The organism is Streptomyces laurentii (assembly GCF_040635425.1).
GTDB lineage: Bacteria > Actinomycetota > Actinomycetes > Streptomycetales > Streptomycetaceae > Streptomyces > Streptomyces laurentii.
Window position 1 is genome coordinate 40,298 of record NZ_JBEYHT010000047.1, and the last position, 25,151, is coordinate 65,448.

The 25,151-nt window shown below is 72.3% G+C and carries 23 protein-coding genes and 1 riboswitch; of the genes, 6 read left to right on the forward strand and 17 right to left on the reverse strand.

Features of this window, described 5'->3' with window-relative positions:
* Positions 1-87: 87 nt before the first annotated feature.
* The 11 genes from ABZ693_RS25640 to ABZ693_RS25690 all read right to left on the reverse strand — a co-directional run bounded on the left by ABZ693_RS25640 (position 88) and on the right by ABZ693_RS25690 (position 13,916).
* Positions 88-1,338: a phospholipase D-like domain-containing protein gene (locus ABZ693_RS25640; protein WP_359881577.1), complete on the reverse strand. Its 1,251-nt coding sequence runs from the start codon at positions 1,336-1,338 to the stop codon at positions 88-90.
* A 153-nt stretch (positions 1,339-1,491) separates the two neighbouring features.
* Positions 1,492-2,856 carry a class I SAM-dependent methyltransferase gene (locus tag ABZ693_RS25645; protein ID WP_359881579.1) on the reverse strand — a complete coding sequence of 455 codons (1,365 nt, stop codon included), beginning with the start codon at positions 2,854-2,856 and terminating at the stop codon, positions 1,492-1,494.
* A 198-nt stretch (positions 2,857-3,054) separates the two neighbouring features.
* On the reverse strand, positions 3,055-4,434 hold the full coding sequence (locus ABZ693_RS25650; protein WP_359881582.1) for an NAD(P)/FAD-dependent oxidoreductase: 1,380 nt from the start codon (positions 4,432-4,434) through the stop codon (positions 3,055-3,057).
* 678 nt (positions 4,435-5,112) lie between these two features.
* Positions 5,113-6,027 carry a Ppx/GppA phosphatase family protein gene (locus ABZ693_RS25655; protein WP_359881585.1) on the reverse strand — a complete coding sequence of 305 codons (915 nt, stop codon included), beginning with the start codon at positions 6,025-6,027 and terminating at the stop codon, positions 5,113-5,115.
* A complete protein-coding gene (locus ABZ693_RS25660) occupies positions 6,024-6,611 on the reverse strand; it encodes a DUF501 domain-containing protein (protein WP_359881587.1) in 588 nt (195 codons plus the stop codon). Before ABZ693_RS25660 ends, ABZ693_RS25655 begins: the two co-directional genes overlap by 4 nt.
* Positions 6,612-6,642: 31 nt before the next feature.
* Entirely contained in the window at positions 6,643-7,113 is a 471-nt protein-coding gene (locus ABZ693_RS25665) for an FtsB family cell division protein (RefSeq protein WP_359881589.1), read from the reverse strand.
* A 241-nt stretch (positions 7,114-7,354) separates the two neighbouring features.
* On the reverse strand, positions 7,355-8,635 hold the full coding sequence (gene eno, locus ABZ693_RS25670; protein WP_359881592.1) for a phosphopyruvate hydratase: 1,281 nt from the start codon (positions 8,633-8,635) through the stop codon (positions 7,355-7,357).
* 513 nt (positions 8,636-9,148) lie between these two features.
* The gene (locus tag ABZ693_RS25675) at positions 9,149-9,970 is read right to left on the reverse strand and encodes a transglycosylase family protein (RefSeq protein ID WP_359881595.1); all 822 of its coding nucleotides are present in this window, start codon (positions 9,968-9,970) and stop codon (positions 9,149-9,151) included.
* A gap of 3 nt (positions 9,971-9,973) precedes the next feature.
* A riboswitch (cyclic di-AMP (ydaO/yuaA leader) is annotated at positions 9,974-10,148 on the reverse strand.
* Between the two features lie 269 nt (positions 10,149-10,417).
* Complete coding sequence (locus tag ABZ693_RS25680; RefSeq protein WP_359881598.1) at positions 10,418-11,758, reverse strand: transglycosylase family protein; 1,341 nt, start codon at positions 11,756-11,758, stop codon at positions 10,418-10,420.
* Positions 11,759-11,886: 128 nt separating this feature from the next.
* A complete protein-coding gene (locus ABZ693_RS25685; RefSeq protein ID WP_359881599.1) occupies positions 11,887-13,140 on the reverse strand; it encodes a cytochrome P450 family protein in 1,254 nt (417 codons plus the stop codon).
* 134 nt (positions 13,141-13,274) lie between these two features.
* Positions 13,275-13,916 carry a TetR/AcrR family transcriptional regulator gene (locus ABZ693_RS25690; RefSeq protein ID WP_359881601.1) on the reverse strand — a complete coding sequence of 214 codons (642 nt, stop codon included), beginning with the start codon at positions 13,914-13,916 and terminating at the stop codon, positions 13,275-13,277.
* 161 nt (positions 13,917-14,077) lie between these two features.
* On the opposite strand from ABZ693_RS25690, the gene ABZ693_RS25695 reads away from it, so the two are divergent.
* The 3 genes from ABZ693_RS25695 to ABZ693_RS25705 all read left to right on the forward strand — a co-directional run bounded on the left by ABZ693_RS25695 (position 14,078) and on the right by ABZ693_RS25705 (position 17,048).
* Positions 14,078-14,884 carry an alpha/beta fold hydrolase gene (locus ABZ693_RS25695; protein WP_359881643.1) on the forward strand — a complete coding sequence of 269 codons (807 nt, stop codon included), beginning with the start codon at positions 14,078-14,080 and terminating at the stop codon, positions 14,882-14,884.
* Between the two features lie 72 nt (positions 14,885-14,956).
* Complete coding sequence (locus tag ABZ693_RS25700; RefSeq protein WP_359881602.1) at positions 14,957-16,180, forward strand: globin domain-containing protein; 1,224 nt, start codon at positions 14,957-14,959, stop codon at positions 16,178-16,180.
* Positions 16,181-16,286: 106 nt separating this feature from the next.
* On the forward strand, positions 16,287-17,048 hold the full coding sequence (locus ABZ693_RS25705; protein WP_359881605.1) for a GNAT family N-acetyltransferase: 762 nt from the start codon (positions 16,287-16,289) through the stop codon (positions 17,046-17,048).
* Between the two features lie 97 nt (positions 17,049-17,145).
* Here the strand turns inward: ABZ693_RS25705 and ABZ693_RS25710 are convergent, their stop codons facing one another.
* From ABZ693_RS25710 to ABZ693_RS25725, 4 genes are all read right to left on the reverse strand, one after another.
* On the reverse strand, positions 17,146-18,120 hold the full coding sequence (locus ABZ693_RS25710; protein ID WP_359881608.1) for a nucleoside triphosphate pyrophosphohydrolase: 975 nt from the start codon (positions 18,118-18,120) through the stop codon (positions 17,146-17,148).
* 68 nt (positions 18,121-18,188) lie between these two features.
* Positions 18,189-18,848, reverse strand: coding sequence for a SurA N-terminal domain-containing protein (locus ABZ693_RS25715; RefSeq protein ID WP_359881610.1), 660 nt, complete (start codon positions 18,846-18,848; stop codon positions 18,189-18,191).
* A gap of 82 nt (positions 18,849-18,930) precedes the next feature.
* Positions 18,931-19,386, reverse strand: a complete 456-nt coding sequence (locus ABZ693_RS25720) for a GtrA family protein (protein ID WP_359881612.1) — start codon at positions 19,384-19,386, stop codon at positions 18,931-18,933.
* The gene (locus tag ABZ693_RS25725; RefSeq protein WP_359881614.1) at positions 19,383-20,381 is read right to left on the reverse strand and encodes a glycosyltransferase family 2 protein; all 999 of its coding nucleotides are present in this window, start codon (positions 20,379-20,381) and stop codon (positions 19,383-19,385) included. The genes ABZ693_RS25720 and ABZ693_RS25725 overlap by 4 nt, the downstream gene beginning before the upstream one ends.
* 125 nt (positions 20,382-20,506) lie before the next feature.
* Between ABZ693_RS25725 and ABZ693_RS25730 the strand changes: the two genes are divergently transcribed.
* Positions 20,507-22,975 (forward strand): YfhO family protein, encoded by a 2,469-nt coding sequence (locus ABZ693_RS25730; RefSeq protein WP_359881615.1) that lies wholly within the window; start codon positions 20,507-20,509, stop codon positions 22,973-22,975.
* 15 nt (positions 22,976-22,990) lie between these two features.
* On the opposite strand, the gene ABZ693_RS25735 is transcribed toward ABZ693_RS25730, so the two are convergent.
* Both ABZ693_RS25735 and ABZ693_RS25740 read right to left on the reverse strand, forming a co-directional pair.
* The gene (locus ABZ693_RS25735; RefSeq protein ID WP_359881618.1) at positions 22,991-23,509 is read right to left on the reverse strand and encodes a nuclear transport factor 2 family protein; all 519 of its coding nucleotides are present in this window, start codon (positions 23,507-23,509) and stop codon (positions 22,991-22,993) included.
* Between the two features lie 57 nt (positions 23,510-23,566).
* Positions 23,567-24,160, reverse strand: coding sequence for a hypothetical protein (locus ABZ693_RS25740; protein WP_359881621.1), 594 nt, complete (start codon positions 24,158-24,160; stop codon positions 23,567-23,569).
* Between the two features lie 57 nt (positions 24,161-24,217).
* Here ABZ693_RS25740 and ABZ693_RS25745 point away from each other — a divergent pair, with 57 nt between their 5' ends.
* Positions 24,218-24,379: a hypothetical protein gene (locus tag ABZ693_RS25745; protein WP_359881623.1), complete on the forward strand. Its 162-nt coding sequence runs from the start codon at positions 24,218-24,220 to the stop codon at positions 24,377-24,379.
* A gap of 205 nt (positions 24,380-24,584) precedes the next feature.
* Positions 24,585-24,971 carry a VOC family protein gene (locus tag ABZ693_RS25750; RefSeq protein WP_359881625.1) on the forward strand — a complete coding sequence of 129 codons (387 nt, stop codon included), beginning with the start codon at positions 24,585-24,587 and terminating at the stop codon, positions 24,969-24,971.
* Positions 24,972-25,151 lie beyond the last annotated feature (180 nt).

Here is a 25,151-nt window from a genome sequence, read left to right on the forward strand (position 1 = left end):
CCTCCGCTGTACGGACGGCCGGCGGGCCGGGTCCCTCACCAGGGACCCGGCCCGCCGGCCTTTCGCGGGTACGCGCGCGTACGGGGCTCAGCCGCCCGCGCAGTACTCCATCAGGCGGTCGTGGTTCGCCCGGTACTGGTCGTACAGCGCCGCCACGTCGATCTTCAGCAGCGTCTCGTCGTTCGCCCGCAGCGCCGGGTACGAGTAGTTGTGGCTGCCGGTCCACACCAGCTTGCTGCCGGGCACCCCGGCGTACGTGCCCTCCACCATCAGGTACTTGGAGTGCAGCCCGGCCTTGGCCGTGTCCGCGCCCCGGTCCTCGTAGCACTGCACCCGCCGGGTGAGCCTGCCGGACAGGATCGACTCGACACCCGCGCCCGTCGAGCCGGGCGTGCCGTCGTGCGCGAGATACACGCCGCAGCCGGCGTTCTTCAGGTCGACGAGCTTGCTCGCCACCTCGCGGCGGGTGAAGAGGTTGGCGGCCATCCGGACCTGGGTGCCGCCCGCGCAGTCGACGTTGTCGAGGATCAGCTTGACGGTGTCGGTGCTCGCGTCGGCGTCGTATGCGGTGCCCGGGGCCTCCTTGCGCGGGAAGAAGTAGGCCTTGTACGGGCCGCTGGCCGGCGTCTTGTAGTAGTGGTCGAGGCCGGCCCCGGCGGTGCCGTAGGACAGCAGGTCGGCGAAGTAGTCCTGATAGACGCCGTAGAGGCCGCTGTCGACGATGGTGACGGCGTTGTTGAACAGGTCGGTGCGCTGGACGCCGGTCAGGTTGGCCGAGGACTGCACGACGACGTTCTTCGCCCCGCCGGTGGCGGAGAAGAGGAAGAACTTGTTGTGGTTGATGGCCCCGTCCGGGTCACTCGGCAGCCGCCGGTCGCCAAGGCAGCCGCGGCCGGCCGGGCAGGCGTACACCCAGGAGTTCTTCGTACGGTCGGTGCCGAGCGCACGGGCGAGGGCGTCGTACTCGCCGCCGGAGGTGGTGAGGGTGGTGTGGTCGAGGAGGACCCGGACGCCGACCCCGCGCGCCGTGGCGGCGGCGAGCGCGGCGGTGACGTCGTCGTCGGTGAAGGTGTACATGCTGACGCTGATCGTGGAGCCGCTCTCCGCCCGCTTCACCAGGTCGACGAGGTGATCGCGGATCCGGTTCCGGGCACCGGCGTCGCCGCCGGGGTCGTTGAAGGTGGCGGTGGTGGTCACCGCCGCGGCCTCGGGCTCCGCGGGCGCGAGCTCCGCCGGCGCGGCGCTGCCCGGGACCGCGGACAGGGCGAGCAGGCCGGTGGTGGCGATGGTGGCGGCGGCCAGGGCCAGCGGCGGACGGGTGGCGGGTCGACGGCGCACGGTTCCCCCTACGAGACGGTCGCGGTACGGACGGACGCACCGGCCCACGGGAAAGCGGGGTGCCGGTACGCACCGGCACCCCGCCTACCCCGGACCCGGAGGGCCTGAACGCGGCCGTCCCCCGAACCGGCTACCTTTCCCGCGCACTTGGGCTCACGCCTCGGCCGCTGCCGCCTCCTCGGTCCTCGTACGGGCGGCCGTCCCGGTCCCGGTCCCGGTCTCGGTCCACTCGCGCGGCCGCAGCGCCATCCCCGAGGCCCCCGAGCCCGGCGTCTTCACCGCGAGGAACTGGTTGACGCCGATCCGGTTGCGTTCGAAGGAGACCGCCGACGCGGCCATGTAGAGCCGCCAGATCCTCGCCCGGCCGGGCGAGGTCAGCCGGATCGCCGTGCTCCACTCGCGCTCCAGGTTGGCCACCCACCGGCGCAGCGTCAGCGCGTAGTGCTCCCGGATCGCCTCGACGTCGCGCACCTCGAAGCCCGCGTCCTCCAGGGTCGCGAGGGTGCGGCCCATCGGGGCGAGTTCGCCGTCCGGGAAGACGTACGCGTCGATGAAGGCGTCCACGTGGTACGCGGCCTCGTCGGGCTCCGGGCGGCGCGCGATCTGGTGGTTGAGCAGCCGTCCGCCCGGCTTGAGGAGCCCGTACAGGATGTCCGCGTACTCCCGGTACCGGACCGCGCCCACGTGCTCGGCCATGCCGATGGACGAGATGGCGTCGAACGGCCCGTCGGGGACCTCCCGGTAGTCCTGCACCCGGATCTCGACCCGGTCCGCGAGACCCTCCTCGGCGACCCGCTTGCGGGCGAACGCGGCCTGCTCGCGGGACAGCGTGATGCCGACGACCTTGACCCCGTACTCGCGGGCCGCGTGGATGGCCATCGAGCCCCAGCCGCAGCCGACGTCGAGCAGCCGGTCGCCCTCCTTCAGCCGCAGCTTGCGGGCGATCAGGTCGAGCTTGTCGCGCTGGGCGTCCTCCAGGGTCCCGGCGGGGCCGTCGAGGTCCCAGTACGCGCAGGAATAGACCATCGAGGGCCCGAGGACCAGCTCGTAGAACTCGTTGCCCACGTCGTAGTGGTGACTGATCGCCTGTTTGTCGCGGCGCTTGGAGTGCCGGGTCCCGCTGCGCCCGCGCGCCTCCTCGACGGGCGGCTTCGGCGGTGGCAGCGGACCGGCCAGTTTCAGCAGCGCGCGGGCCGCGGCCCGTACCTTCGGATCGCGGACGGCGTCGAGCGCGCTCCGCGTGTCGTCCCCCCGCTCCCAGATCGCGCCGGCGAGCTTGTCCAGGACTTCGTACAGATCCCCCTCGACGTCGATCTCGCCGGCCACCCAGGCGCGCGCGAGACCCAGCTCCCCCGGCTTCCACAGCAGCCGGCGCAGGGCGCGGCGTTCGCGGATGATCAGTACGGGGCCGCCCGCAGGTCCGGCTTCGCTGCCGTCCCAGGCCCGCAGCCGTACCGGGAGCCTGGCTCCCAGGACGTCCTCGGCGAGGGCGGTCAGCCGTGATGCGGCGTCGGCCATGGTGCAACACCTCCGTGATCCCGTGCCCCAGAAATGCGTGTCACCAGGGGAACACCGTCGGTAGGCGATTCACTCCCGTCCGAACGCAACGCGTCCGTAAAAACATACGAACGGACACAACGAAAGGGCCGTCCGCACCACGGATGGCGGACGGCCCTTTCGGGGGTACTACGGGTACTTCAGGCGTATGACGCGAGGTCAGGAAGCCTTGGCGGGCTCCTGCGCCGGGGCGGCCGGCTTCGGGGCGGGCTTGGCCGCCTCGTAGAACTCCTCGCGCGGCGTCTCCATGGCACCGAGGGAGACGACCTCACGCTTGAGGAACATGCCCAGGGTCCAGTCGGCGAAGATGCGGATCTTGCGGTTGAAGGTCGGCATCGCCATGCCGTGGTAGCCACGGTGCATGTACCAGGCGAGACGGCCCTTGAGCTTGATCTTCATCTTGCCCATGACGATCATCGCGACGCCCTTGTGCAGGCCGAGACCCGCGACGGCGCCCTTGTTGGCGTGGCGGTACTCCTTCTGCGGGAAGCCGCGCATGCCGGACACGACGTTGTCGCCGAGGACCTTGGCCTGACGCAGGGCGTGCTGCGCGTTCGGCGGGCACCAGGCGTTCGGGTTGCCGGCGTCGCGGCCGACCATGTCCGGGACCTGGGCGTTGTCGCCGGCGGCCCAGACGTAGTCCATGCCCTGGACCTGGAGCTTCTCGGAGGTGTCCACGTGGCCGCGGGGGCCGAGCGGCAGACCGAAGCGGGCGAGCGCCGGGTTCGGCTTCACACCGGCGGTCCACACGATCGTGTTGGCGTCGACCTCGAGGCCGTTCTTCAGCACGACGTGGCCGTCGACGCAGGAGTCCATCGAGGTCTGGAGGTAGATCTCGATGCCGCGGCTCTCGAGGTGCTCCTTGCCGTACTGGCCGAGCTTGGGGCCGACCTCGGGAAGGATCTTGTCCGCGGCGTCGACCAGCACGAAGCGCATGTCCTCGCGCTTCACGTTGGTGTAGTACTTCGCCGCGTCGCGGACCATGTCCTCGACCTCGCCGATGGTCTCGGCACCGGCGAAACCACCGCCGACGAAGACGAAGGTCAGCGCCTTGCGGCGGATCTCCTCGTCGGTCGTCGAGTCGGCCTTGTCGAGCTGCTCGAGGACGTGGTTGCGCAGGCCGATGGCCTCCTCGATGCCCTTCATGCCGATGCCCTGCTCGGCGAGGCCGGGGATCGGGAAGGTACGGGAGACGGCACCCATCGAGATGACCAGGTAGTCGAACGGCAGCTCGTACGACTCGCCGGTGAGCGGCGCGATCGTCGCGACCTTGCGGTCCTGGTCGATGGTGGTGACCCGGCCGGTGAGCACCTCGGCTCCGCGCACGACGCGTCGCAGCGGGACGACGACGTGGCGCGGCGAGATGCTGCCGGCGGCGGCTTCGGGGAGGAAGGGCTGGTAGGTCATGTACGACCGGGGGTCGACGACCGTGACGGTCGCCTCGCCGTAGCGCATCTTCTTCAGGATGCGCCGAGCTGCGTACAGTCCTACGTACCCGCCGCCTACTACGAGGATCCTGGGACGCTCCGTGGTGCTCATGGCATCGAGTATCCACCCCGCGGGAGGGGGTACCTCGTGAGCCCCTTCACAAGGTTGTCGGGTACCTCTGCTACACTCCGCCGCCCACGTGACCGATGTCATGTTCCAGCAAAGGAACCGGGGGCTCCGGTTGATCGTTGTCCACCCCCTGTGAACTGGTCCGGAGGCCTTTCCTTCACGCTGAATGACAGGGTGCGTTCACACGATGGAATCAATGAGCGAAGATGCGTGCGCGCCTGCGAAAGGGCCCCGGACAGCCCCCCGGAGGGACCAAAGTCCCTCCACAGGCCCCTAGAGGACCCTTTCTCTTGTGAAGAACTTCACGACCCTTTTCGACAGGACGTCGCCAAGCACCCCTCATGGGCCCCTTTCGGCCCTCTTCCGCACCGCCCGCAGGCCCCTCACAGGCACTCATAGCCACCCGCTATGCGACGCATAGCGGTGCCGCATGGTGACCGCGAGGCCACCCTCCGGACTCCCCGGAGGGCCTCGGCGGGCCGTCTCGGCGGGCTGACTCGGAGGGCCGCCGAGGGGCCGGAACGCGGAACCGCCCGGCGCGCGTGAGAACGGGACGACGTCACGCGGCCGGGCGGGACGGTTCCGCGGGCAGCCCTGGAGAAGCAGCCCTAAGCCCGGGAGAAGCAGCCCTGTGGAAGCAGCCCTATAAAAGGGGAACGGTCACGCCACGGAGAGCGCGATCCCGTCGAGGATGTCGTGCTCGCTGACGACGACCTCGGTGGCGCCGGTGCGCTCCATGATCTCGGCGAGGACCAGCGCGCCCGCGACGATCACGTCGACCCGGCCCGGATGGATGACCGGGATGGCGGCGCGCTCGTCGTGGGTGGAGCCGAGCAGCCGGGCGACCACCTCGTCCACCTGGGCCCGGGAGATCCGGGAGTGGTGGACCTTGGTGGAGTCGTACTCCGGGAGGCCCAGCGCGATCGCGGCGACCGTGGTGACCGAGCCGGCCAGGCCGACCAGCGTCCCGGCCTCCGTCAGCGGCACGTTCTCGGCGGCCAGGTCCATCGCGGCCCGGACGTCGGCGCGGATCGCCGCGATCTCGTCGGCGGTCGGCGGGTCGTGGCGCACATGCCGTTCGGTCAGGCGTACGCAGCCGATGTCCACGGACCGGGCGGCCTCCACGTGCCGGACGCCGACCACGAACTCGGTGGAGCCGCCGCCGATGTCCACGACCAGCCGCCGGTCGTCGCCGGGCAGCTCGCCGGTGGCGCCGGTGAAGGAGAACTCGGCCTCCTGGTCGCCGGTGATGACCTCGGGCTCGACACCCAGGATCCCGACGACACCGCGGACGAACTCGTCCCGGTTCTCGGCGTCGCGCGAGGCGGAGGTGGCCACGAAGCGGAGCCGCTCGGCGCCCAGCTCCTTGACGACCGCCGCGTACTCGCGGCACGCGGCGAAGGTCCGCTCCAGCGCCTCGGGCGCGAGCCGGCCCGTCCGGTCGACGCCCTGGCCGAGCCGGACGATCGTCATCCGCCGGTCCAGCTCGATCAGCTCGCCCGTCTCCGGGTGGACGTCCGCGACGAGGAGGCGGATGGAGTTCGTACCGCAGTCGATGCCGGCGACCCGGGTCATTCCGCGGACCCCTTCGGCGCCTCGGCCTGCTCGCCCTGCCCGGCCGTCCCGGACCCTTCGGCCTTCTCCGCGCACGGGGTGACGCACGGGCCCTTCGCCCACCACTCGGGCAGCATCGCCAGGGCCTCGTCGCCGAACGGGTTCACGCCCGGGCCCGCCACCAGCGCGTGGCCGACGAGCACGTGCAGGCACTTGACCCGGTCGGGCATGCCGCCGGCGCTCGGGAAGCCCTCCAGGACCTCGATGGCGTCGCGGCGCGCGATGTAGTCCTCGTGCGCGGCGCGGTACGCGGCGGCCAGCTCCGGGTCGGTGGCGAGCCGGGCCTGCATCTCCTTCATCACGCCGTTGGCCTCCAGGGTGCCGATGGCGGAGGCGGCGCGCGGGCAGGTCAGGTAGTACGTCGTGGGGAACGGCGTGCCGTCGGGGAGCCGGGGCGCGGTCTCGACGACGTCCGGGTTGCCGCAGGGGCAGCGGTGCGCGATGGCGCGCAGGCCGCGGGGCGGCCGGCCGAGCTGGGCCTCGAAGGCGGCGACGTCCAGGGCGGTGGGCTCGGTGCGTTCGGTCTGCGGAGGGGGCGTGTCCATGTCTGCCTTGTTCGTCGGTCGTGCGGTCGGGTCAGTGGCGGTCGGCGTTGTCCACGCCGTCCCACAGGTTGTCGTACCAGGGGCGGTCGTCCGCGCCCCGCTCGGAACGCGGGCGGTCCGCCGCGTCCGGGTCGTTCACGGTGAAGCCGGTCTCGCCGGGCCGCACGTAGTGCAGGTGCTCGCGGGCCAGCCGGCGGATGTAGGCCGGGTCCTGGAGACGGGCCTTCTCGTCGCGCAGCTGCTCGACCCGGCGGGCGGCCTCGGCGGCCTTGCGCTTCTGGTCGGCGATCTCGCCCTGCTGGGACACGTAACTCCGCATCGGGTACGCGAGCGCCACCACCAGCGAGCAGACGACGAGCGCGAGGAAGGCGGCGCGTCCGGTGAGCCGGGAGCGGCGGGCCTGACGGCGGGTCTGGGAGCGGTAGACACGGGCGGCGGTCTGCTCGCCGAGCAGCCTGATCCGGGTCGCGGTCGAGAACCGGTCCCGGTCCTTCACGGCCATGTCCTGCGTCTCCCCATCCGTCCGTGCCCGTCGCGGTCCGCCGCGTACGGTCACGCGCGTCGCGTACGGTCGCGCGCCCGTGCTCCCACGCGCGCGTGCCGGCGCGGTGCGTGCCGGTCAAACGTACGTCCCCGCACACGGTACGGGACCGGGTGCGGGGACGGACGGAGGCGGCGAGCCGAAGATCGGCCCTGACGGGGGTTCGGCCCGCCGGGGCGAGGTCATCGGCCCGCCCGGGGCATCAGCCCTTGAAGCGCGGGAAGGCGCTGCGGCCGGCGTAGACCGCGGCGTCGTCGAGGATCTCCTCGATGCGCAGGAGCTGGTTGTACTTGGCGACGCGCTCGGAGCGGGCCGGGGCGCCGGTCTTGATCTGGCCGCAGTTGGTGGCGACGGCCAGGTCGGCGATGGTGACGTCCTCGGTCTCGCCGGAGCGGTGCGACATCATGCACTTGAAGCCGTTGCGCTGGGCCATCTCGACGGCGTCCAGGGTCTCGGTCAGCGAACCGATCTGGTTGACCTTCACCAGGAGGGCGTTGGCGGAGCCCTCCTCGATGCCGCGGGCCAGGCGCTCCGGGTTGGTGACGAACAGGTCGTCGCCGACGAGCTGGACCTTGGCGCCGAGCTTGTCGGTGATGACCTTCCAGCCGGCCCAGTCGTCCTCGAACAGCGGGTCCTCGATGGAGACCAGCGGGTAGGCCGCGACCAGCTCCTCGTAGTACTCGGTCATCTCGGCGGCCGAGCGGGACTTGCCCTCGAACTCGTACACGCCGTCCTTGTAGAACTCGGACGCCGCGACGTCGAGCGCGAGCGCGACGTCCTTGCCGGGCACGTAGCCGGCCTGCTTGATGGCCTCGAGGATGAGGTCGAGGGCCTCGCGGTTGGAGCCCAGGTTCGGGGCGAAGCCGCCCTCGTCGCCGAGGCCGGTCGACAGACCCTTGTCCTTCAGGACCTTCTTGAGGGTGTGGTAGACCTCGGTGCCCCAGCGCAGGGCCTCGGAGAAGGACTCCGCGCCGATCGGCGCGATCATGAACTCCTGGATGTCCACGTTGGAGTCGGCGTGCGAGCCGCCGTTCAGGATGTTCATCATCGGAACGGGCAGCAGGTGCGCGTTCGGGCCGCCGAGGTAGCGGAAGAGCGGGAGGTCCGACGCCTCGGAGGCGGCGTGCGCGACGGCGAGCGAGACGCCGAGGATGGCGTTGGCGCCGAGCGACGACTTGTCCGGGGTGGCGTCCAGGTCGAACATGGCCTGGTCGATCAGGCGCTGCTCGGTGGCGTCGTAGCCGACGAGCTCCGGGCCGATCTGCTCGATGACCGCGAGGACGGCCTTCTCGACACCCTTGCCCTGGTAGCGGTTGGGGTCACCGTCGCGAAGCTCGAGAGCCTCGAACGCACCGGTGGAGGCGCCCGACGGAACGGCAGCACGGCCGGTGCTGCCGTCGTCGAGGCCGACCTCGACCTCGACGGTGGGGTTGCCTCGGGAGTCCAGGATTTCCCGGGCTACGACGACGTCGATGGACGGCACGAGCATCTCCTTCTGGGATGTGACGCTGGGTGTGACGCATGCGGCAAGGTCTCGTTCGCCTTGCGACAAGAGCCTAACCGGCGCGGCGGCCGGGGCCACCGGGCGCCCGCCCGCTAAGACGAAAAAGGACCCGGGGGCATGCACATGGGGAGGAATCCCCTGGGTTACCGATCGGTACGGAAGGGCCGAAACCGGCCCGGAGCGCACGCTCCGGGCCGGTTTCGGGGGGGGGACCGCCGGATCACCGGGTCCTGGGGTCCCGAAGTCACGGGGTCACGGAGTCACGGGGTCACGGGGTCACCACGGGGGACAGTCGCCGAACCCGCGCGAGGTGGCCGCTCGTGTGAGGTGGGGCTCACGCGAGAGGACGGCCCACAGGCTCATCGACTCACAGACGCTCGGACTCAAGCACTCAAGGGCTCAAGGACCCGACGGCCCGACGGCTCGCCGACTTCACCGGCTCACCGGCTCACCGCGTCACCGGACCGCCGGCTCACCGCGCCAGGGGACGGCTCACTTCAGGTGGAGCTGCTGGCCCGGGTAGATCAGATCGGCGTCCGTGACGACGTCCTTGTTCAGCTTGAACAGCTTCTGCCAGCCGCCCTTGACGCCGTGCGCCTGGGCGATCTTGCTGAGGGTGTCGCCGGAGACGACCTTGTACTCGCCGTCGCCCTTCTTGACCGTCTTGCCGGTCGGGGTGGTGACGGTCTTCTTGGCCGTCGCCTTCGGGGCGGCCTTCGGAGCGGCCTGCTGGGTGCTCTGCGGGGCCTGGCGCTGGGTGCCGCGGGTGGTCGGCTGCTCGGTGGAGCGCTTCGGCGTCATCGAGCCGGTGGCACTGCCGGAGCCGGTGCTCTTGCTCGCCGAGGACGACGAGGAAGAGGAAGAGGAGGAGGACGACGCCGAGGAGGAGGACGACGCCGAGGAGGAGGAAGAGGAGGAGGACGAGGAGGAGCCGGTGTACGCGGCGCCGGAGAGGCCCACGCCGCAGCTCGGCCACGCGCCCTTGCCCTGGCTCGCCAGGACCTTCTCGGCGACGGCTATCTGCTGGGACTTCGAGGCCAGGTCGGCGCGCGAGGCGTAGGCGGTGCCGCCGTACGCCGCCCAGGTGGACGGGGAGAACTGGAGGCCGCCGTAGTAACCGTTGCCGGTGTTGATGGACCAGTTGCCGCCGGACTCGCACTGCGCGACGCGGTCCCACTCGGAGGCGGTGGCGGCGGAAGCGGTGCCCGCGGCCATCAGCGGGGCGGCCACGGCGACGCCGGCGACGCTCGTCAGCGTGATGACACGGGTGGCCTTGGAGGGACGACGGTGTTTGCCCTTGCCGGAAAGCAGCATGGAGATTCTCCTCACCGACGCCTACGAGGTGAGCTGTCGGGTTCGGACCTGTGAGTTGTCCGGCCGCGTGTCCTTGCACGCGGCTTCACCCCAAGCCGGTCGTTCGGCCGTCTGTCTCAACGGCCGGGACCGGCACGTACCTTGGGTCCCCCGCTCCTGCCTTCGGCGCTTGTCGCGACGACTGTTCCCATCGGCCGGCGGCAGGATTCGGCGTACCGCCCGACGGGGCCCGCTGTGGCGAGCGGTCACGACCGTAGACACAGACCCGGGAGAAGATCAAAGCCCATCAACCCGGAAAAATCGCCCCTACTTGCACTCCGTCAGGGGGTGTTTATGCAGGTGAGGGGCGATTCGATCACGCGTCCCGGTCGTCACACGCCCATTCGGCAAGAGAGATCCATGTCTCACTGCGCCATAACGGACATTCAGGTCGCGACCGACCGCTGACTACTTGTCGGACAAGGCGTCCCGGTCACCCAGGCTGAGGCTCTGACCAGGAACGATGAGGTCGGGGTCGGAGCCGAGGGCCTTCTTGTTGGCGTCATAGAGCGCGGACCAGCCACCGGAGAGGCCGGTGCGGCGCGCGATATCCGCCAGACTGTCCCCCGACCTAACGATGTATTCGTCCGCCTTGTCCGCTGTGACCGAATTTCCGGCCGCGACCTTGCCGTCGGCGGGGCGAGTCTCCCCCTTGCCCGCGGCGTCGGCCGGAGTCCCGGCGTGACGCCCGGATTCGTGCGCGATGTCCGAGTTGCCCGTCTCTTCTGGCGCGGCGTCACCCCGGTGCTTGCCCTTGGCATTGCCCTGGCCCTGCTTCCGGCTCTCCTCCTGACCCCGGTCCTGGCCGGTGCCGGGGGCGGTCGACCCGGGCGTGGACGGCGTCGTGGAGACGTCGGGGGTCGCCGGGACCGCGGGGGTCACGGGCGTGCTCGGGACGGCCGGCGTGCCGGGCAGGAGGACGCCGGGGATGGCGAGGAGGCCGGTCGGCGCCGGGGCGATGGAGATGCTCGGCACGGCCGGGCTCGTCGGGGTGGCGGGCGCCGCCGGGGTGGTCGGGGTGACGGAGGCGTCGGGCGCGGCCGGGCCGGTCGTCGCGCCCGGGTTCGGGTCCGCGGACCAGCCGGGCGCGGTCGGACCGTACCCCTGCCCGTCGCCGCCCTGACCGTTGCCGTTCTGGCCGTTGCCGTTCTGCTCGTACCCGGGCTGCCCCAGGCCGGTGCCGAACCGGCCCCGGTCGCCCTGGTCCCCGTCGGACTGCCCGCGGTCTTCCTGGCCGTTGCCGTTCTGTCCGCGGTCGCTCTTCTTGTCGCCGCGGGCCTCGGTCGGCAGGCCGTCGGTACGGCTCGACTCGACGACGGGCCGGTGCGACGCCGAGGGGCGTGCGCCGGAGCCCGGGTCGACGGCGGGTGCCTTGCCGTCGTGCGTGAGGCCGGCGATCGGGGCGCAGGTGTCCCACTGGGTGTCACCGGCGGCGAACGCCTTCTCGGCGACGGAGATCTGCTGGGCCCGGCTGGCCAGGTCGGCGCTGGGCGCGTAGGCGAGGCCGCCGTGCCGTTCCCAGCCGTCCTGGGTGAACTGCAGGCCGCCGTAGAGACCGTTGCCGAAGTTGGCGCTCCACGCGCCGCCCGACTCGCACTCGGCGACCCGGTCCCAGGTCTGGGCGTCGGCGGCGGAGGCGGAGCCCGTGGCGAGCAGGGGCAGCGCCAGGGCCGATCCGGTCACTCCCGCGGCGACGACGATGGCGGGGGCCTGACGGGGGCGACGGTGACGTCCGTTCCCGGAGCGCATGCGGAGGGCCTTTCGCGTGACGACGTGGACTTACGGGTGAGACTTGCGGGTGAACGTAGCCGCATTCGAACGGGCGTCACAAGTCGATGCACCCCGGATCACGTGAACATCACATTTCTGACGCAGCGTCAGTTGCCGTGGACCCGAGGGGCGGGAGTGAACTCCACCGGCAGGGTCCGCAGGCCACGCATGATGAGCCCGCCGCGCCATCGCAGTTCGGCCGGATCGGCGCCGAGCCGGAGGTCCGGCAGCCGGGTCAGGAGCGTCGCGAGCGCCGCCTGCCCCTCCAGGCGGGCCAGCGGCGCGCCCAGGCAGTAGTGGATGCCGTGCCCGTACCCCAGGTGCTGGTTGTCGCGCCGGGCGAGGTCCAGGGTGTCCGGCCGGTCGAAGCGGGCGGGGTCGCGGTCGGCGGCCGCCAGGACGACGAGGACCGGGTCGCCGGCCGGGATCTCCTGCCCGCCGATGGTCAGCGGCCGGGTGGCGAACCGCCAGGTCGCCATCTCCACCGGCCCGTCGTACCGCAGCAGCTCCTCGATCCCGGTCTCCAGCAGGCCCCGCTCCCCCGCGGCGAGCGCGTCCTGGAGCCGGGTGCGCTGCCCGGGCTCACGCAGCAGCGCGTAGACGCCGTTGCCGATGAGGTTGACGGTGGTCTCGAAGCCGGCGAAGAGAAGGATGAAGGCCATGGCGGCGGCCTCGTTCTCGGTGAGGTGCTCGCCGTGGTCCGAGGCCCGGATGAGCCCGGAGATCAGATCGTCGCCCGGCTCTCCCCTCTTCTTGTGGATGAGCTCGGCGAGGTAGCCGCGCATCTTCTTCACGGAGCGGGCGACCCCGCCGCGCGGGCCGCCGCCGTGCCGGATCATCATCCCGGCCCAGTCGCGGAAGTCGTCCTGGTCCTCGCGCGGGACGCCGAGCAGGTCGCAGATCGCGTAGATCGGCAGCGGGAACGCGAACTCGTGGATGAGGTCCGCGCTGCCCCGCTCCGCGAAGCCGTCGATGAGCCGGTCGGTGAGTTCCTGGACGCGCGGGGCGAACTCGGCGACGCGGCGCGGGGTGAACGCCTTGGAGACGAGGCGGCGCAGCCGGGTGTGGTCCGGCGGGTCGATGTTGAGCAGATGCGTCATCAGCTCGGCCTTGCGCTCGCCCGGGATGCCGGTCTTTCCCTTGGCGTGCGCGGGCTCGTCGTGGTGCGCCGGGTTCTTCGACAGCCGCTGGTCGGCGAGCGCCTGACGGGCGTCCGCGTACCGCGTCACGAGCCATGCCTCCACCCCGCTGGGCAGCGTCGCCCGGTGTACGGGCGCGTGCTCGCGCAGCCAGGCGTACGCCGGGTACGGATCGGTGGCGAACTCCCAGGTGAACAGCTCGGGGGCGGGGGGTGTGCTCATGTTCCGACCGTACAAGGCACCCAGCCGGGCACCACCGGGGCCCGTCGGTGACCCGGGGGACGGACCTGGCCGGCGGACCGGGTCAGCGGGCCTGGCCGGCGGGCCCGGTCAGCGGACCCGGTCAGCGGACCCGGTCAGCGGTAGGCGGCGAGGAAGACCCGCACCCCTTCCTTCGCGTACCGGTCCAGATCGGCGTCGGTGTGCTGGGCGGAGCCGTGGAACATGGCCGCGTTGACCGGGATCCAGAGCAGCAGCCCGGCGAAGTGGTGCGCGGCGAGCGTGGGGTCCGGGACGGTGAGCCGCCCCTCGGCGGCGAGCCGCCGGAAGCTCTCGGCGAGGCCGTCGAGCACCCGCTCGAAGCCGCGCTCGTACCAGCTCGCGCCCAGCTCGGGGAACTGGTCGGCGTTGGCGATGATCAGGCGGCGCAGCTGGAGGACGCGGTCCTGGGTGAGGGTGCCGACGAAGCTCTGGGCGAGCCGGGTCAGGCTCTCCTCCAGGCCGTCCTCGCCGCCGGTTCCGTCGGTGCCCCCCGGAGCGGCACCGGTGTGGAACTCGGCCGCCGCGCCGATCATCGCGTCGACGCCGTCGGCGGTCGCCAGGACGATCTCGGCGAACAGCGTGTCCTTGTCGGCGAAGTGCTTGTAGACGGTCTGCTTGGAGACCGCGGCCAGTTTCGCGATGTCGTCCATGCTCGTCCCCGCGTATCCCTTGGACAGGAATACCGAGGTCGCCGCCTCCAGGATCGACTGGTGCTTGAGTGCCGAGCGGCTGTCCATGTCCGTCCCCTTCTCTCTCTGCTCTCCGTCCCCGTCGGAAGTGCTCACCCGAAAGAGTACTGGACTGACCAGTACTCAGGTGAGTACTGTACGGTCCAGTACCTGATCGTGATCGAGATCGAGTTTCGAACGAACTCTGGGGAAGGGGCTCTCCCATGACCGTGCACAAGGTCGTTTCCGCCGACGGCACCGCGATCGCCTACGAGACCCGCGGCGCCGGCCCGGCCGTCGTGCTGGTCGGCGGGGCCCTGATGACCGGCGCCGAGTCCGCCGAGCTGGCCGGGCTGCTCGCCGAGCGCTTCACCGTGATCACATACGACCGCCGGGGCCGCGGCGACAGCGGCGACACCGCGCCGTACGAGCCGGCGCGGGAGTCCGAGGACCTGGAGGCGCTGATCCAGGGCCCGGCCGGCGGCTCCGCCGCGCTCTTCGGCATGTCGTCCGGTGCCGTCCTCGCCCTGGAGGCCACGGCCCGGATCGGCGGCGCCGTGACCCGACTCGCGCTGTACGAGCCGCCGTTCGTCACCGACGGCAGCCGCCCGCCGCTGCCCGCGGACTACGTGGCGCACCTGACGGAGCTGATCGGCCGCGAGGCCTACGGGGACGCGGTGGAGTACTTCATGACGGCGGCGGTCGGCGTGCCCGCCGAGTTCGTCGCGGGCATGCGCCAGGCCCCGTTCTGGGCGAGCATGGAGGCCGTCGCGCACACCATCTCCTACGACGGCCGGGTCATGGGCGACACCATGTCCGGGCACCCGCTGCCGGTCGACCGCTGGGCGTCGGTGACCGTGCCGGTGCTCGTCGGCAGCGGCGACCAGGGCGCGCCGCACATCCTGACCGGCGCGCGCGAACTGGCCGAGGCGGGCGACAACTTCACCCTGCGCGTGTTCCCCGGTGAGGAGCACGCGATAGCGCCGCAGGTCCTGGCCCCCGTGCTCGCCGACTTCTTCGGGGCCCCGGCGGTGTGACGTTCCGCGTCACACTCCCCAGGCGCGGGGTGGGGCACTCGGCCGGCCGGCGAGGTGCTTAGATCTCTTCAAGTGGATGCCCAGCTACTCAAAAGCACGTTCGCGGTCGTCGAGAGACGGGCGGAGCACGCTGTCACCTACTTCTACTCGCACCTGTTCTGGAACAACCCGCGGGTCCGCGAGCTGTTCCCGGCCGACATGGCGCCACAGAGAGACCGGTTGTTCGCCGCGCTGACCCATGTGGTGACACACCTGGAGGACCCGGGGCTCGCGGAGTACCTCGGCCAGCTGGGCCGCGACCACCGGAAGTTCCTGGCGACGCCCGCGCTCTACAGCGCGGTCGGCACCAGCCTGCTCGCCGCGTTCGCGCACGCGACCGGCGCCGCCTGGACGATGGAGGCGGAGAAGGCGTGGACGGAGGCGTACGGGCTGGTCGCCGACCTGATGCAGGCCGGCGCCGCGCGGTCCGCCGACGCGGGGCAGCCGGCCTGGTGGGACGCCGACGTGGTGCGGCACGAGCGGTACGGGCCGGATCTGACACTGCTGACGCTGCGCCCCCGGACGCCCTTCCCGTACCTGCCGGGGCAGTACACGAGCCTCAGCACGCCCCATGTGCCGCTGGTCTGGCGGACCTACTCGCTCGCCAACGCGCCGCGTCCGGACGGCACGGTGGACCTGCACATCGGGCGGGTCGAGGGCGGGGTGATGAGCACCGCGTTGTCCGACCGGCTCCGGACGGGCGAGACGGTGCGGCTGTCCGCGCCGAGCGGCGCGCTCACCGCCCGTACCCCGCCCGGCAAGCCGCGCACCTTCATCGCGGCGGGCACGGGCTGGGCGCCGATCCGGGCGCTGCTCGAAGAGGCCGCGGCGGACGAACCGGGTTTCGAGGGGCGGCTGTTCGTCGTCGCCCGCACCCGTGAGTACCTGTACGGGCGGGCGGACGCGGAGCGGCTGGCCGAGCTGATACCCGGGCTGCGCGTCACCTACATCACCGCGGCTCCGCGCGCGCCGCGCGGGCAGGCGACGGAGCGGCTGTTCCAGGCGCTGCGGTCGGGGGTCAACTGGTCGGCCCATGACGCCTACCTGGCCGGGCCGCCCGACTTCCTGACCCAGGTCTCGGCGATCCTGGCGGCGCTGGGCACCGACCCGACGCGGGTGTTCCACGACCGCCTGCCGCCCGTCACCCCGGTGTCCGAGCCTGCCCCCACCCGCGCCCGGTCCCTCTCCGAGCGCCGGATGGCCCGTCCCGCGCTCCAGTGGCACAACCCGGACGCACGCGCGCCGCGAGCGTTCTGAGGACGTTCGGAGGACGTTCCAAGGGCGCGCCGACAGTGGACTGGCCCCTCCGGGCGGACGGGAAACCGGGCGCGCGGGAGGGGGCGCTACTGACACGATCGGCCGCATGTCCCTCGATTCCGCCCCTCCCCTGCTGACCAGAGCGCGCGATGTCTGGCGACAACTGGCCGCCGAACCAGTCGAGTTCGGTGCGGCCGGTGAGGTGGCCGTCGTGGCCTCGCCCGGGTCGGCGTTCTGTCCGCCCGGCTGGGCCGGCGTGGTGGTCCTGGGCGGGGCCGCCCTCGTGACGGCCCCGGACGAGGAGACGGCCGCCCGGATCCGTACCGCCGTGGCCGCGCTGTCCGCCGAGCGGCTGACGGACCCGGCGGCGGTACGGGCGGCGGTACGGGCGGTGCTCCCGGTCTCCGAGTTCCTCGGGCCCGCGGCCCTCGCCTATGTCGCGGCCGACGGCTTCCGCCCGGCGGTGTCCGCCGGGCCTCGGGTGACCGAACTGGACGCCGCGCACCCGGACGTGGCCGCGCTCGCCGAGGCAGCCGGGACGGGGGACGCCGGTGAGGCGGCCCTGGACGAGATCGGCTCACCGGCGTTCGTCGTCCGGTCCGGCGAGCGGGTCGTGGCGGCGGCCGGGTACCGGCGGTGGCCCGGTGCGGCGGCGCACCTGAGCGTTCTGACCGCGCCCGGCTCGCGGGGCCTGGGCCTCGCCCGTACGACCGCGTCGGCCGCGGTCCGCCATGCCCTCGCCCACGACCTGCTCCCCCAGTGGCGCGCCCGGGTCCCCGCCTCGCGGGCCGTCGCCGCCGCCCTCGGTTTCCGGGAGCTGGGCCACCAGCTCGCCTTCCGTGGGGACCGGCCCCCGACGGCGGGCTGATCCCGGCGGGATGGCGGACATCGTCCCCTCCATCGGCACCCTGCGGCGCGGCAGGTACTCCGTCGAAGGTCCGACGCGCGCCGCTGGGCCCCCGGGCTCAGGCCCCGGTCTCCTCCAGGCCCTCCGCCGCGCGGATCGCGTCGCGGTAGAGGCGGCCGGCGGCGCGGAGGGCGGATTCGGGGTCGACGCCGGCGGCTTCCGCGCGGACGGCGAGGGCGAGGAGTTCGTAGCCGATGCCGTCGCCGGCCGGCGGGGGCACGTCGAGGCCGGCCGTCCGGACGCGGCTCGCGAGCTTCGCGGCGAGCGCGAGGCCCGGCTGGCCGACCGGCACGCCGTCGGTGACGGACTCGCGCCGCTTCTCGACGGCCTTGGCCCGCAGCCACTGGGCCCGTACGTCCTCCGGGGTCTCGGCGGTCGCGTCGCCGAAGACGTGCGGGTGGCGGTTGATCAGCTTGGCCACGATCGTCCCGGCCACGTCGTCCACCGAGAACGGCGCCTCGTCGTCCTCCTCGGCGATCCGCGCGTGGAAGACGACCTGGAGCAGCACGTCGCCGAGTTCCTCGCGGAGCTCTTCGCGGTCGCCGTCCTCGATGGCCTCGACGAGTTCGTACATCTCCTCGATGCCGTACTTCGCGAGGCCCTCGTGGGTCTGCCGCGAGGACCACGGGCACTCGCGCCGGATGCGGTCCATGACCTGGACGAGGTCGAGCAGCCGGGCGCCGGGCAGGTCGTACGAGCCGGGCAGGAGCTCCAGGTCGGGCATGGCGTACCGGCCGGAGCCGGCCATCCGCGCGAGGCCGTCGGTCAGCGCCCCGTCGCCCTCGCCCGAGGGCAGGTAGACGACGGTCCGGCCGCCGGCGCACGCCTCGACGAGGTCGGCCGCAGAGGGCCGCCCGAGCTCGACGGTGACGCCGGCCTCGCGCAGGTACGGCAGCTGGGGGTGGTCCGCGTCGGGGCACAGCACCCGGTCGGCCGCGTGCAGCGCCTGCCAGGCGGGCCAGGACAGCAGTCCGGGCGCCACCCGGTGGCTGGCGGTGAGCAGGACGACACGGCCGGGGTTCTCAGCGTTCACTCCTCGAACCTACCGCGCCCGGGCGCCCCGCCCCCGCCCCGTGCCCCGCTCCCGCCGGCCCTCGGCCCTCAGCTCCCGCTCTCCACCGCGGCGCCACCGGCTTCGGCGCCGCCGCTCATCTGCCGCAGCCACGGCGCGCTGTACGTGGCGAGCGTGATCTTGTCGTTGTCCCAGGCGCCGAAGCGCGGGTTCACGTCGATCCGCAGTTCCTTCGACGCCCGGCTGAACGCCTCGGTCAGCCGCTGCTGCCCCTCGGGGCTGTTGGTGGCCCCGAGCTTCGCCGCGATCTTGTCCATGAGGACGGCGCGGCGGGCGACGTCGTCGATCTGGTCCGGTGCCACGCTCTGCTGCTGGAGCAGCGCGGCCGCCAGCTGCTCCTCGCCGCCGCTCTGCTGCACGAAGGCCGCGCGCGCCTGCTGGATCTCGGCGCGGGTGGCGGTGACCCCGTTGTCGCGGGCGACCTTCGCCACCACCCGGTCGAAGATCATGCCGTGCAGCTTCTGCCGGGTGAGGTCGCCGGTCGCCTTGATCAGCTGCGCCGACTGGGGCGACGCGGCCTGGGCGGTCCGGACGTCCTTGACCTCGGACTGGACGCTGGAGACCTCGATCCGCTGTCCGCCGACGACGGCCGCGGCCCCCGGATGGGCGTCGCTCCCGCAGGCGGTGAGCAGCGGGGCCGCGGCGATCAGGACGGCGGCGGAGACGGAGAGCGCTGTGCGGCGGTGCAAAGGAGCCTCCCGGCGTGGGTCGTGCGTCAGTTGGAACGACCGTGCGGTGATCGATGGTAGGCAGTCGGCGTGGCCCGGGCCACTACTTGGCGCCGACTGCCTGGCTCGATTCAGCCGATCCGGACGATCCGGTGGTCGCTTCGGTCAACGACCCACGCGTTCGGGGGGTGTCGGGTCGCAGCATGATCGTCCGGGAGACGAGGAACGTCACCGGGATCGCGGCCGCGGCGGCGAGCAGCGGGGCCCAGCGCCCGTCGACGCCCGCCCACTCGACGAGGACGTACACGCCGGCCGTCGTGATGACGAAGTTCGCGGCGTTGGTCAGCGGGAAGAGCAGGAACTTCCGCCAGGTGGGGCGGGTGCGGTAGGTGACGTACGTGGTGAGGAAGAAGGAGCCGACCATGGACAGCGCGAACGCGGCGACGTGCGCGGCGAGGTACGGCAGCCACCGGTCGAGCAGGAGGTAGAGCCCGTAGTACGTCCCGGTGTTCACGGCGCCGACCAGGGCGAAGCGCACCACCTGCCAGGCCGTCGTCATCGGCGCGCCAACTCCTCCGCACGGTTCTTCGCCGCGCCCTGCTCGCCGCGCCGCGCCGGCGGGACGGCCGTGTTCGTCGCCTGCACCAGATAGTGCGGGCGCCGCTTCACCTCGTAGTAGATACGGCCGACGTACTCGCCCACCAGACCCAGCATGACCATCTGGACGCCGGCGAGCGCCGTGACCGTCACGAGGAGGGTCACATAACCGGGAGTGTCCACGCCGTTCACCAGGGCGACACCCACGATCCAGGCGGCATAGGCGAAAGCCACCGCGACCAGGGCCATTCCGAGATAGACGGCGGCCCGCAGCGGTTTGTTGTTGAAGGAGAGAAGGCCGTCGAGACCGTAGTTGAGCAGTTTCCCGAAGGTCCACTTGGAGGTGCCCTGGTCACGCACCGCATTCTCGTACGCGAAGGTCGTCGTCCGGAATCCGACCCAGGCGAACAGGCCCTTGGAGAAGCGGTTGTATTCGGTCAGTTCGAGAATGGAGTCGACGGTGCGGCGGGACAGCAGCCGGAAGTCTCCGACGCCGTCGACGAGTTCCACGTCGACGAGCCGGTTGATCGCCCAGTAGTAGAGGCGGGCGGTCAGGGTGCGGGTCACCCGGTCGCCGGTGCGCGTACGACGGGCGATGACCTGGTCGTATCCCTCTCTGTGCAGCTCCAGCATGCGGTGCACCAGCTCCGGTGGGTGCTGGAGGTCGGCGTCCATGATGACGACGGCGTCGCCGCCGGCGTGGCGCAGGCCCGCCAGCATGGCGGCCTCCTTGCCGAAGTTGCGGCTGAAGGAGACATAGCGCGCCCGGGGGTCGCCGGCGGCGATCTCCTCCAGAAGCGGAAGGGTCCGGTCGCGGCTTCCGTCGTCGACATAGACGATTTCGAAATCGCAAGCGGAATCACCGCCGAGGCGGGCGAGTTCCTGAGTCACCTGGTCGTGGAAACGACCGATGATCTCTTCTTCGTTGAAGCACGGGACCACGATCGAGAGCAGCACGCTGGACACCTCAACGGGCCCGTGTGTCGATGTCGGATTCGCTCGGTGAAGGGCAGGCGACCATTGCGTGAACTGCCCGGCGGGGCGGCCTATTTCAGCATTCTCCCTGCCATATTCGTCTCACGATGAAGATCAGGATTCCGCTGACCGGCCGCGATGCCCGCGGGGGACGGGGCGCCGGCCCGGGCTTCGGCGCGCGGGGCCGGGTGCCGCTGTGCGCCGGGCTGCTCACCGTCCTCGCCGTCTGCGCCGGGGACGCCGTCGCCACGACGTTCCCCTTCGGCCGCCACCACCGCTCGGTCAACGACCTGGCCAACCAGTTCCTGCCGTTCCACGCCCGCCTGTGGGACCTGCTGCACGGCCGCGCCGACGGCGGTGTGCTGCTGAACTGGCAGTCCGGCTGGGGCACCAGCTTCCTGCCGGACCTCGGAACGTATCTGACCAGCCCGTTCGCCCCGCTCGTCGCCCTCGCGCCGCGCGCCGATCTGGAATACGCCCTTTACGCGGTCACCCTCTTGAAGATGGCGACGGCCGCCGCCGCCATGGCCTACGTCCTTCCCCGGCTGATTCCCCCGGCCCAAGGGCCGGCGGCGGGACCGGCGGGGGAAGCGGGTACGCGCGCGGGGTGGCAGCGGTGGGGTGCGGGGCTGCTCGGCGCCGCGTACGGGCTGTGCGGCTGGGCGATCCTGGAGGCCGTCTACAACCCGATGTGGCTGGACGGCCTGATCGCGTTCCCGCTGCTCTGCCTGGTGGGCGGAGTGTGGGTACGGGAGCGGCGGCGGCCCCTGCTCGGGCCGCTGGTCGTGGCGCTGTGCTGGACCGCCAACTTCTACACCGCGTACATGGCCACCCTCGGCGCCGCGCTCGTCCTCCTCGTCCTGGCGCCGGACCGGCGGGTGGTGCTGCGCGGCGCGGCGACCGTGCTGCTCGGCATCGGTCTGGCGGCGCCGGTCCTGGTCCCGGTGTTCCTGGGGACGCGGTCGGCCTACCCAGGTCTCGTACGGGAGTTCGCCCCGGCGGGCGGCGCGGACCTGGCGGCGCGGCTGCTGCCCGCCACGTACGGCTTCTCGACCCCGGCGCTGTTCGTCGCCACGCTGGTCCCGGTCCTCGCGGCCTCGCTGGTGTTCCGCCGCCGGTGGCGGTGGCCGTGCCTGGTGGCGGGGGTCGCGCTGTCGCTCCAGTGGACGCCGACGCATCTGGTGTGGCACGTCTTCACCACCCCGAACGGCAGCCCGTACCGCCAGACCTTCGTCCTCGCGGGCGTCCTCGTCATCGCGGCGTGGGCGGCACTGGCGGACGGTCTGCCGGACCGTCGTTCGCTCCTCGGCGGCGCCACGCTGGTCGCGGCCCTGGCGCTCGCCGCGCTGGGCAGCGGGGAGGCGACGGTGGTGGGCTGGGCGCTGTTCGCGGCGGGCCTGCTGTCCGTCTTCGTCCTCCCGTACACGTCCGCCGGTGGCGTTTCCCGTACGTACGCGCGCGTGGCCGTGCTCGCCCTGCTGCCCGCCGTCCTGGTGGCGCAGGCCGCCGCCACGACGGCCTGGGGCGACAAGGAGCGGCTCGCCCGCCTCGACGACTACCGTCCCTGGAACGCCGCCGACACCCGCCGGGCCGCCGCCCTCACGGACGCGGACGGCTGGCCCGCGTACCGAACGGACTCCGGCCGCCCCCAGGTCACCGGCAACGAGCCGATGTCCGTCGGCGGCCAGGGCGGCGCGTACTACAGCAGCCTCACACCCGACGTCCTCACCCGCACCATGGCCGCGCTCGGCGCCGGCTGGACCTCGCGGGGCCGCAATCTGCAGAGCCTCGACAACCCGGTGACCGACGCGCTGTTCGCGGTCGGCGCGCGCTGGCGGGACGGTGCAGTGGTGCGTACGGGTCCGGTGCCGCCGCTGGTGACGGTACGGCCCGCGGGCCCGGCCCCCCGCTTCGGCGCCTCGCCGTTCCGCAACCAGGAACTCCTGCTGGGCGCCCGCGTCTACGAGCCGCCGGCCCCGGCGACCGGGGCGTGCCGGGTGGGCACCGAGGTGTTCCTGTGGGCGCCCGACCGCACGGGCCCGGCCCGCCTCGGCACGCGCACCGTCGAACTGCGCGGCGGCCTGCCCAAGCGGCGCGCCGCGCTCACCTCGCTCGGCGTGCAGCGGGTCGCGGGCCCGCGCGTCGAGGGCGGCGGGCCGGGCGGGCAGGTCGCCTGCCTGGACCACGCCCGGCTGCGGGCGGCGGTGACGGCGCTGCGCGCCACGGCGCCGACGGCGGTCGAGGTCACCGGCACCGGTGTCCGCGCCACTCTCCGCCCGGGCACCACCGGCACGCTCGTCCTGTCCGCGCCCCGCATCCCCGGCTGGACCTGCGGCGGTCGCCCGGCCGGCGCGTACGCGGGCCTGGTCGCCGCCCCGGCGGACCCGGCCGCGACGAGCCTGACGTGTTCCTTCCGGCCGCCGGGCCTGCGCGCGGGCCTGGCGGCGGCGGGCGCGTCCCTGCTGCTGCTCACGGCCTGGGTCGTCGCGTACCGCCGCGGGCGTCGGGGCGACCGGACCGGCGACGCCGCCCCGGAAGCGTCCCCGGAGCCCGAGGCGGCGGGTTCGGCGGCGTAGCGGGTCCCCCGGGGGTCAGGACCGGCCGGCGCCGGTCAGTTCCGCGACGCGGGCGGCGGTCTCCTCGGGCAGGACGGGCGGCTGCCCCGAGGTCCAGACGGCGCGCACGGACAGGTCGCCGATGCGCCAGCCGCGGTCGGTGCGCCGGAACGTCCCCTCGTAGACGCCGCCCACGGTGAAGCGGGAGTCGGCGCCCTCGCCCCGCGCCCAGAGCGTGGAGTCGAGGTGGAGGTGCGTCATATGGGCGTTCCAGGAGACGTCGGCGGTCCGGGCGCCCGGTGCGGTCCGGACGAGGACGTCGGAGGACATGTGGAGGGTGGCGGCGAACCGGCCGACGGACTCCTCCATGTGCCGTACGGCTTCGGCGCCCTCGGCCACGCCGAGCGGCGTCGTCATCCGTACGTCGTCGGTGAAGTAGGCCTCCGCCCAGCCCTCCTCGAACGTCTGCTCGTCCAGGGCGCGGAAGAAACCGCTGATGAGGTGGCTGATCTCGATGTGGTCCCGGAGTTCGGTCGTGTCCGTGGTCTCATTCATGGCTCGATCATGAGACCTCGACCAAACTTGAGGTCAAGTGTGAAGTCGAGCATGAGGTCAAGCCTCGGATCGCGGTGCCGTCTCCCGCTCCTCCCACTCCACAGCCCGCAGCAGGTACGCGCGGTCGTCGTCGCCGATCAGGCCGGCCGGGAGACCGGGGTCCGCGAGCAGCGCGCGCAGGTCGGGGGCGTGGGCCGCGAAGACGGTCCGGCAGGCCGCGCGCTCCCGGCGGTCGCGGTCGAAGCCGGACGGCGGTGCGTGGTCCTCGTCGTCCGCTTCGCCGTCGTCGGGCTCGGCCATCAGTGCGGCGAACACCAGCAGGCCGAACAGGTCCTCGCGCACCGCGAGACCGGGGACGGCCGCCAGCCGGATCAGGTACGGCAGGACGGCCGGCGCCCCCGCGCCGAGGTGCAGCGGGCCGCTCATCATGGCGTCCCCCACCTGCCTCACGGCCTCCGGACCGGCGGCCTCGTCGAGAAGCCCCCGCAGCAGGTACGGAACCCCGGCCGGGCACTCGGGGACCGCGGACCAGTCGACCTCCGCGCAGCCCGCGAGCGCGGGGTGGTCGTACGCGACCTGCTCCACCCGCGGATACGCGCGCAGGAACCGCGCGACGGAGTCCTCTCGCATCGCCGCCGTCACGACACACATCCCGTCGCCTCCCCGGTCCCGGTTCGCCGCCGACCCTACCGACCGAGCGGACGGACCGTGGTGATCGCCCGCCAGCGCGTAGCCGGCCTGGACGCGGCGGTCGGGGAGGCGGTGGCGGCCGGGGCCACCGTGGTGATGCCCGCACAGCCCACCCCCAACGGCCACCGCGCCGTACTGCGCCACCCGCGGGGAGGCGTGTACGAGTACGTCGGGCCCTGACCAGCCGAGACGCCTCCCGAACTCCCGCTTACCCACGGTCAGTTGGGCGGAATCGGACGTTCCTTGGCCGAAAAGCCACGCCCCCGGAATACGCCTCGCCCACGCGAACGCCGCCCGCCTAGGATCACGCACAGCATCGCGTGCCGGTCACCGTCCGGGTGAGGCATGGAGGTGCCGTGAGATGTCCAACGGAGGCATTCCACACATGTCAGTCGAGCTGAACCACACCATCGTCCATTCCCTGAACGACCAGGAATCGGCCACCTTCCTCGCCGGTCTCCTGGGTCTCGAAGTCGGCGCCCGGACAGGCCCGTTCATCCCAGTGAACACCGGCAACGGGGTCACCCTGGACTACGCCACCGTCCCGGCGGAGTCGATCACCACGCAGCACTACGCGTTCCTCGTCTCCGACGACGTGTTCGACGCGGCCTACGCGCGCATCCAGGAGGAGGGGATCACGTACTACGCCGATCCCCACAGGAAGATCGTCGGGGAGATCAACCACAACCACGGCGGCCGCGGCATCTACTTCATGGACCCGTCCGGGCACGCCATGGAGCTGATCACGAAGCCCTACGGAAACGCCGAGTAGACACCGACGACTCCGTGAGGCGACGGGCAGGCCGGGCAGCGCTCCCGGCCTGCCCTTCCTCGTTCCGGCGGCGGGGTGCCGGGGTCCTAGTACTGCAACCGCATCTGGGGTGACTGATGGCACTGTTCGTCGTTGATGTGACTGTGTGCTGATGAGTTGACGGTCGAGCAGGTCGAGTCG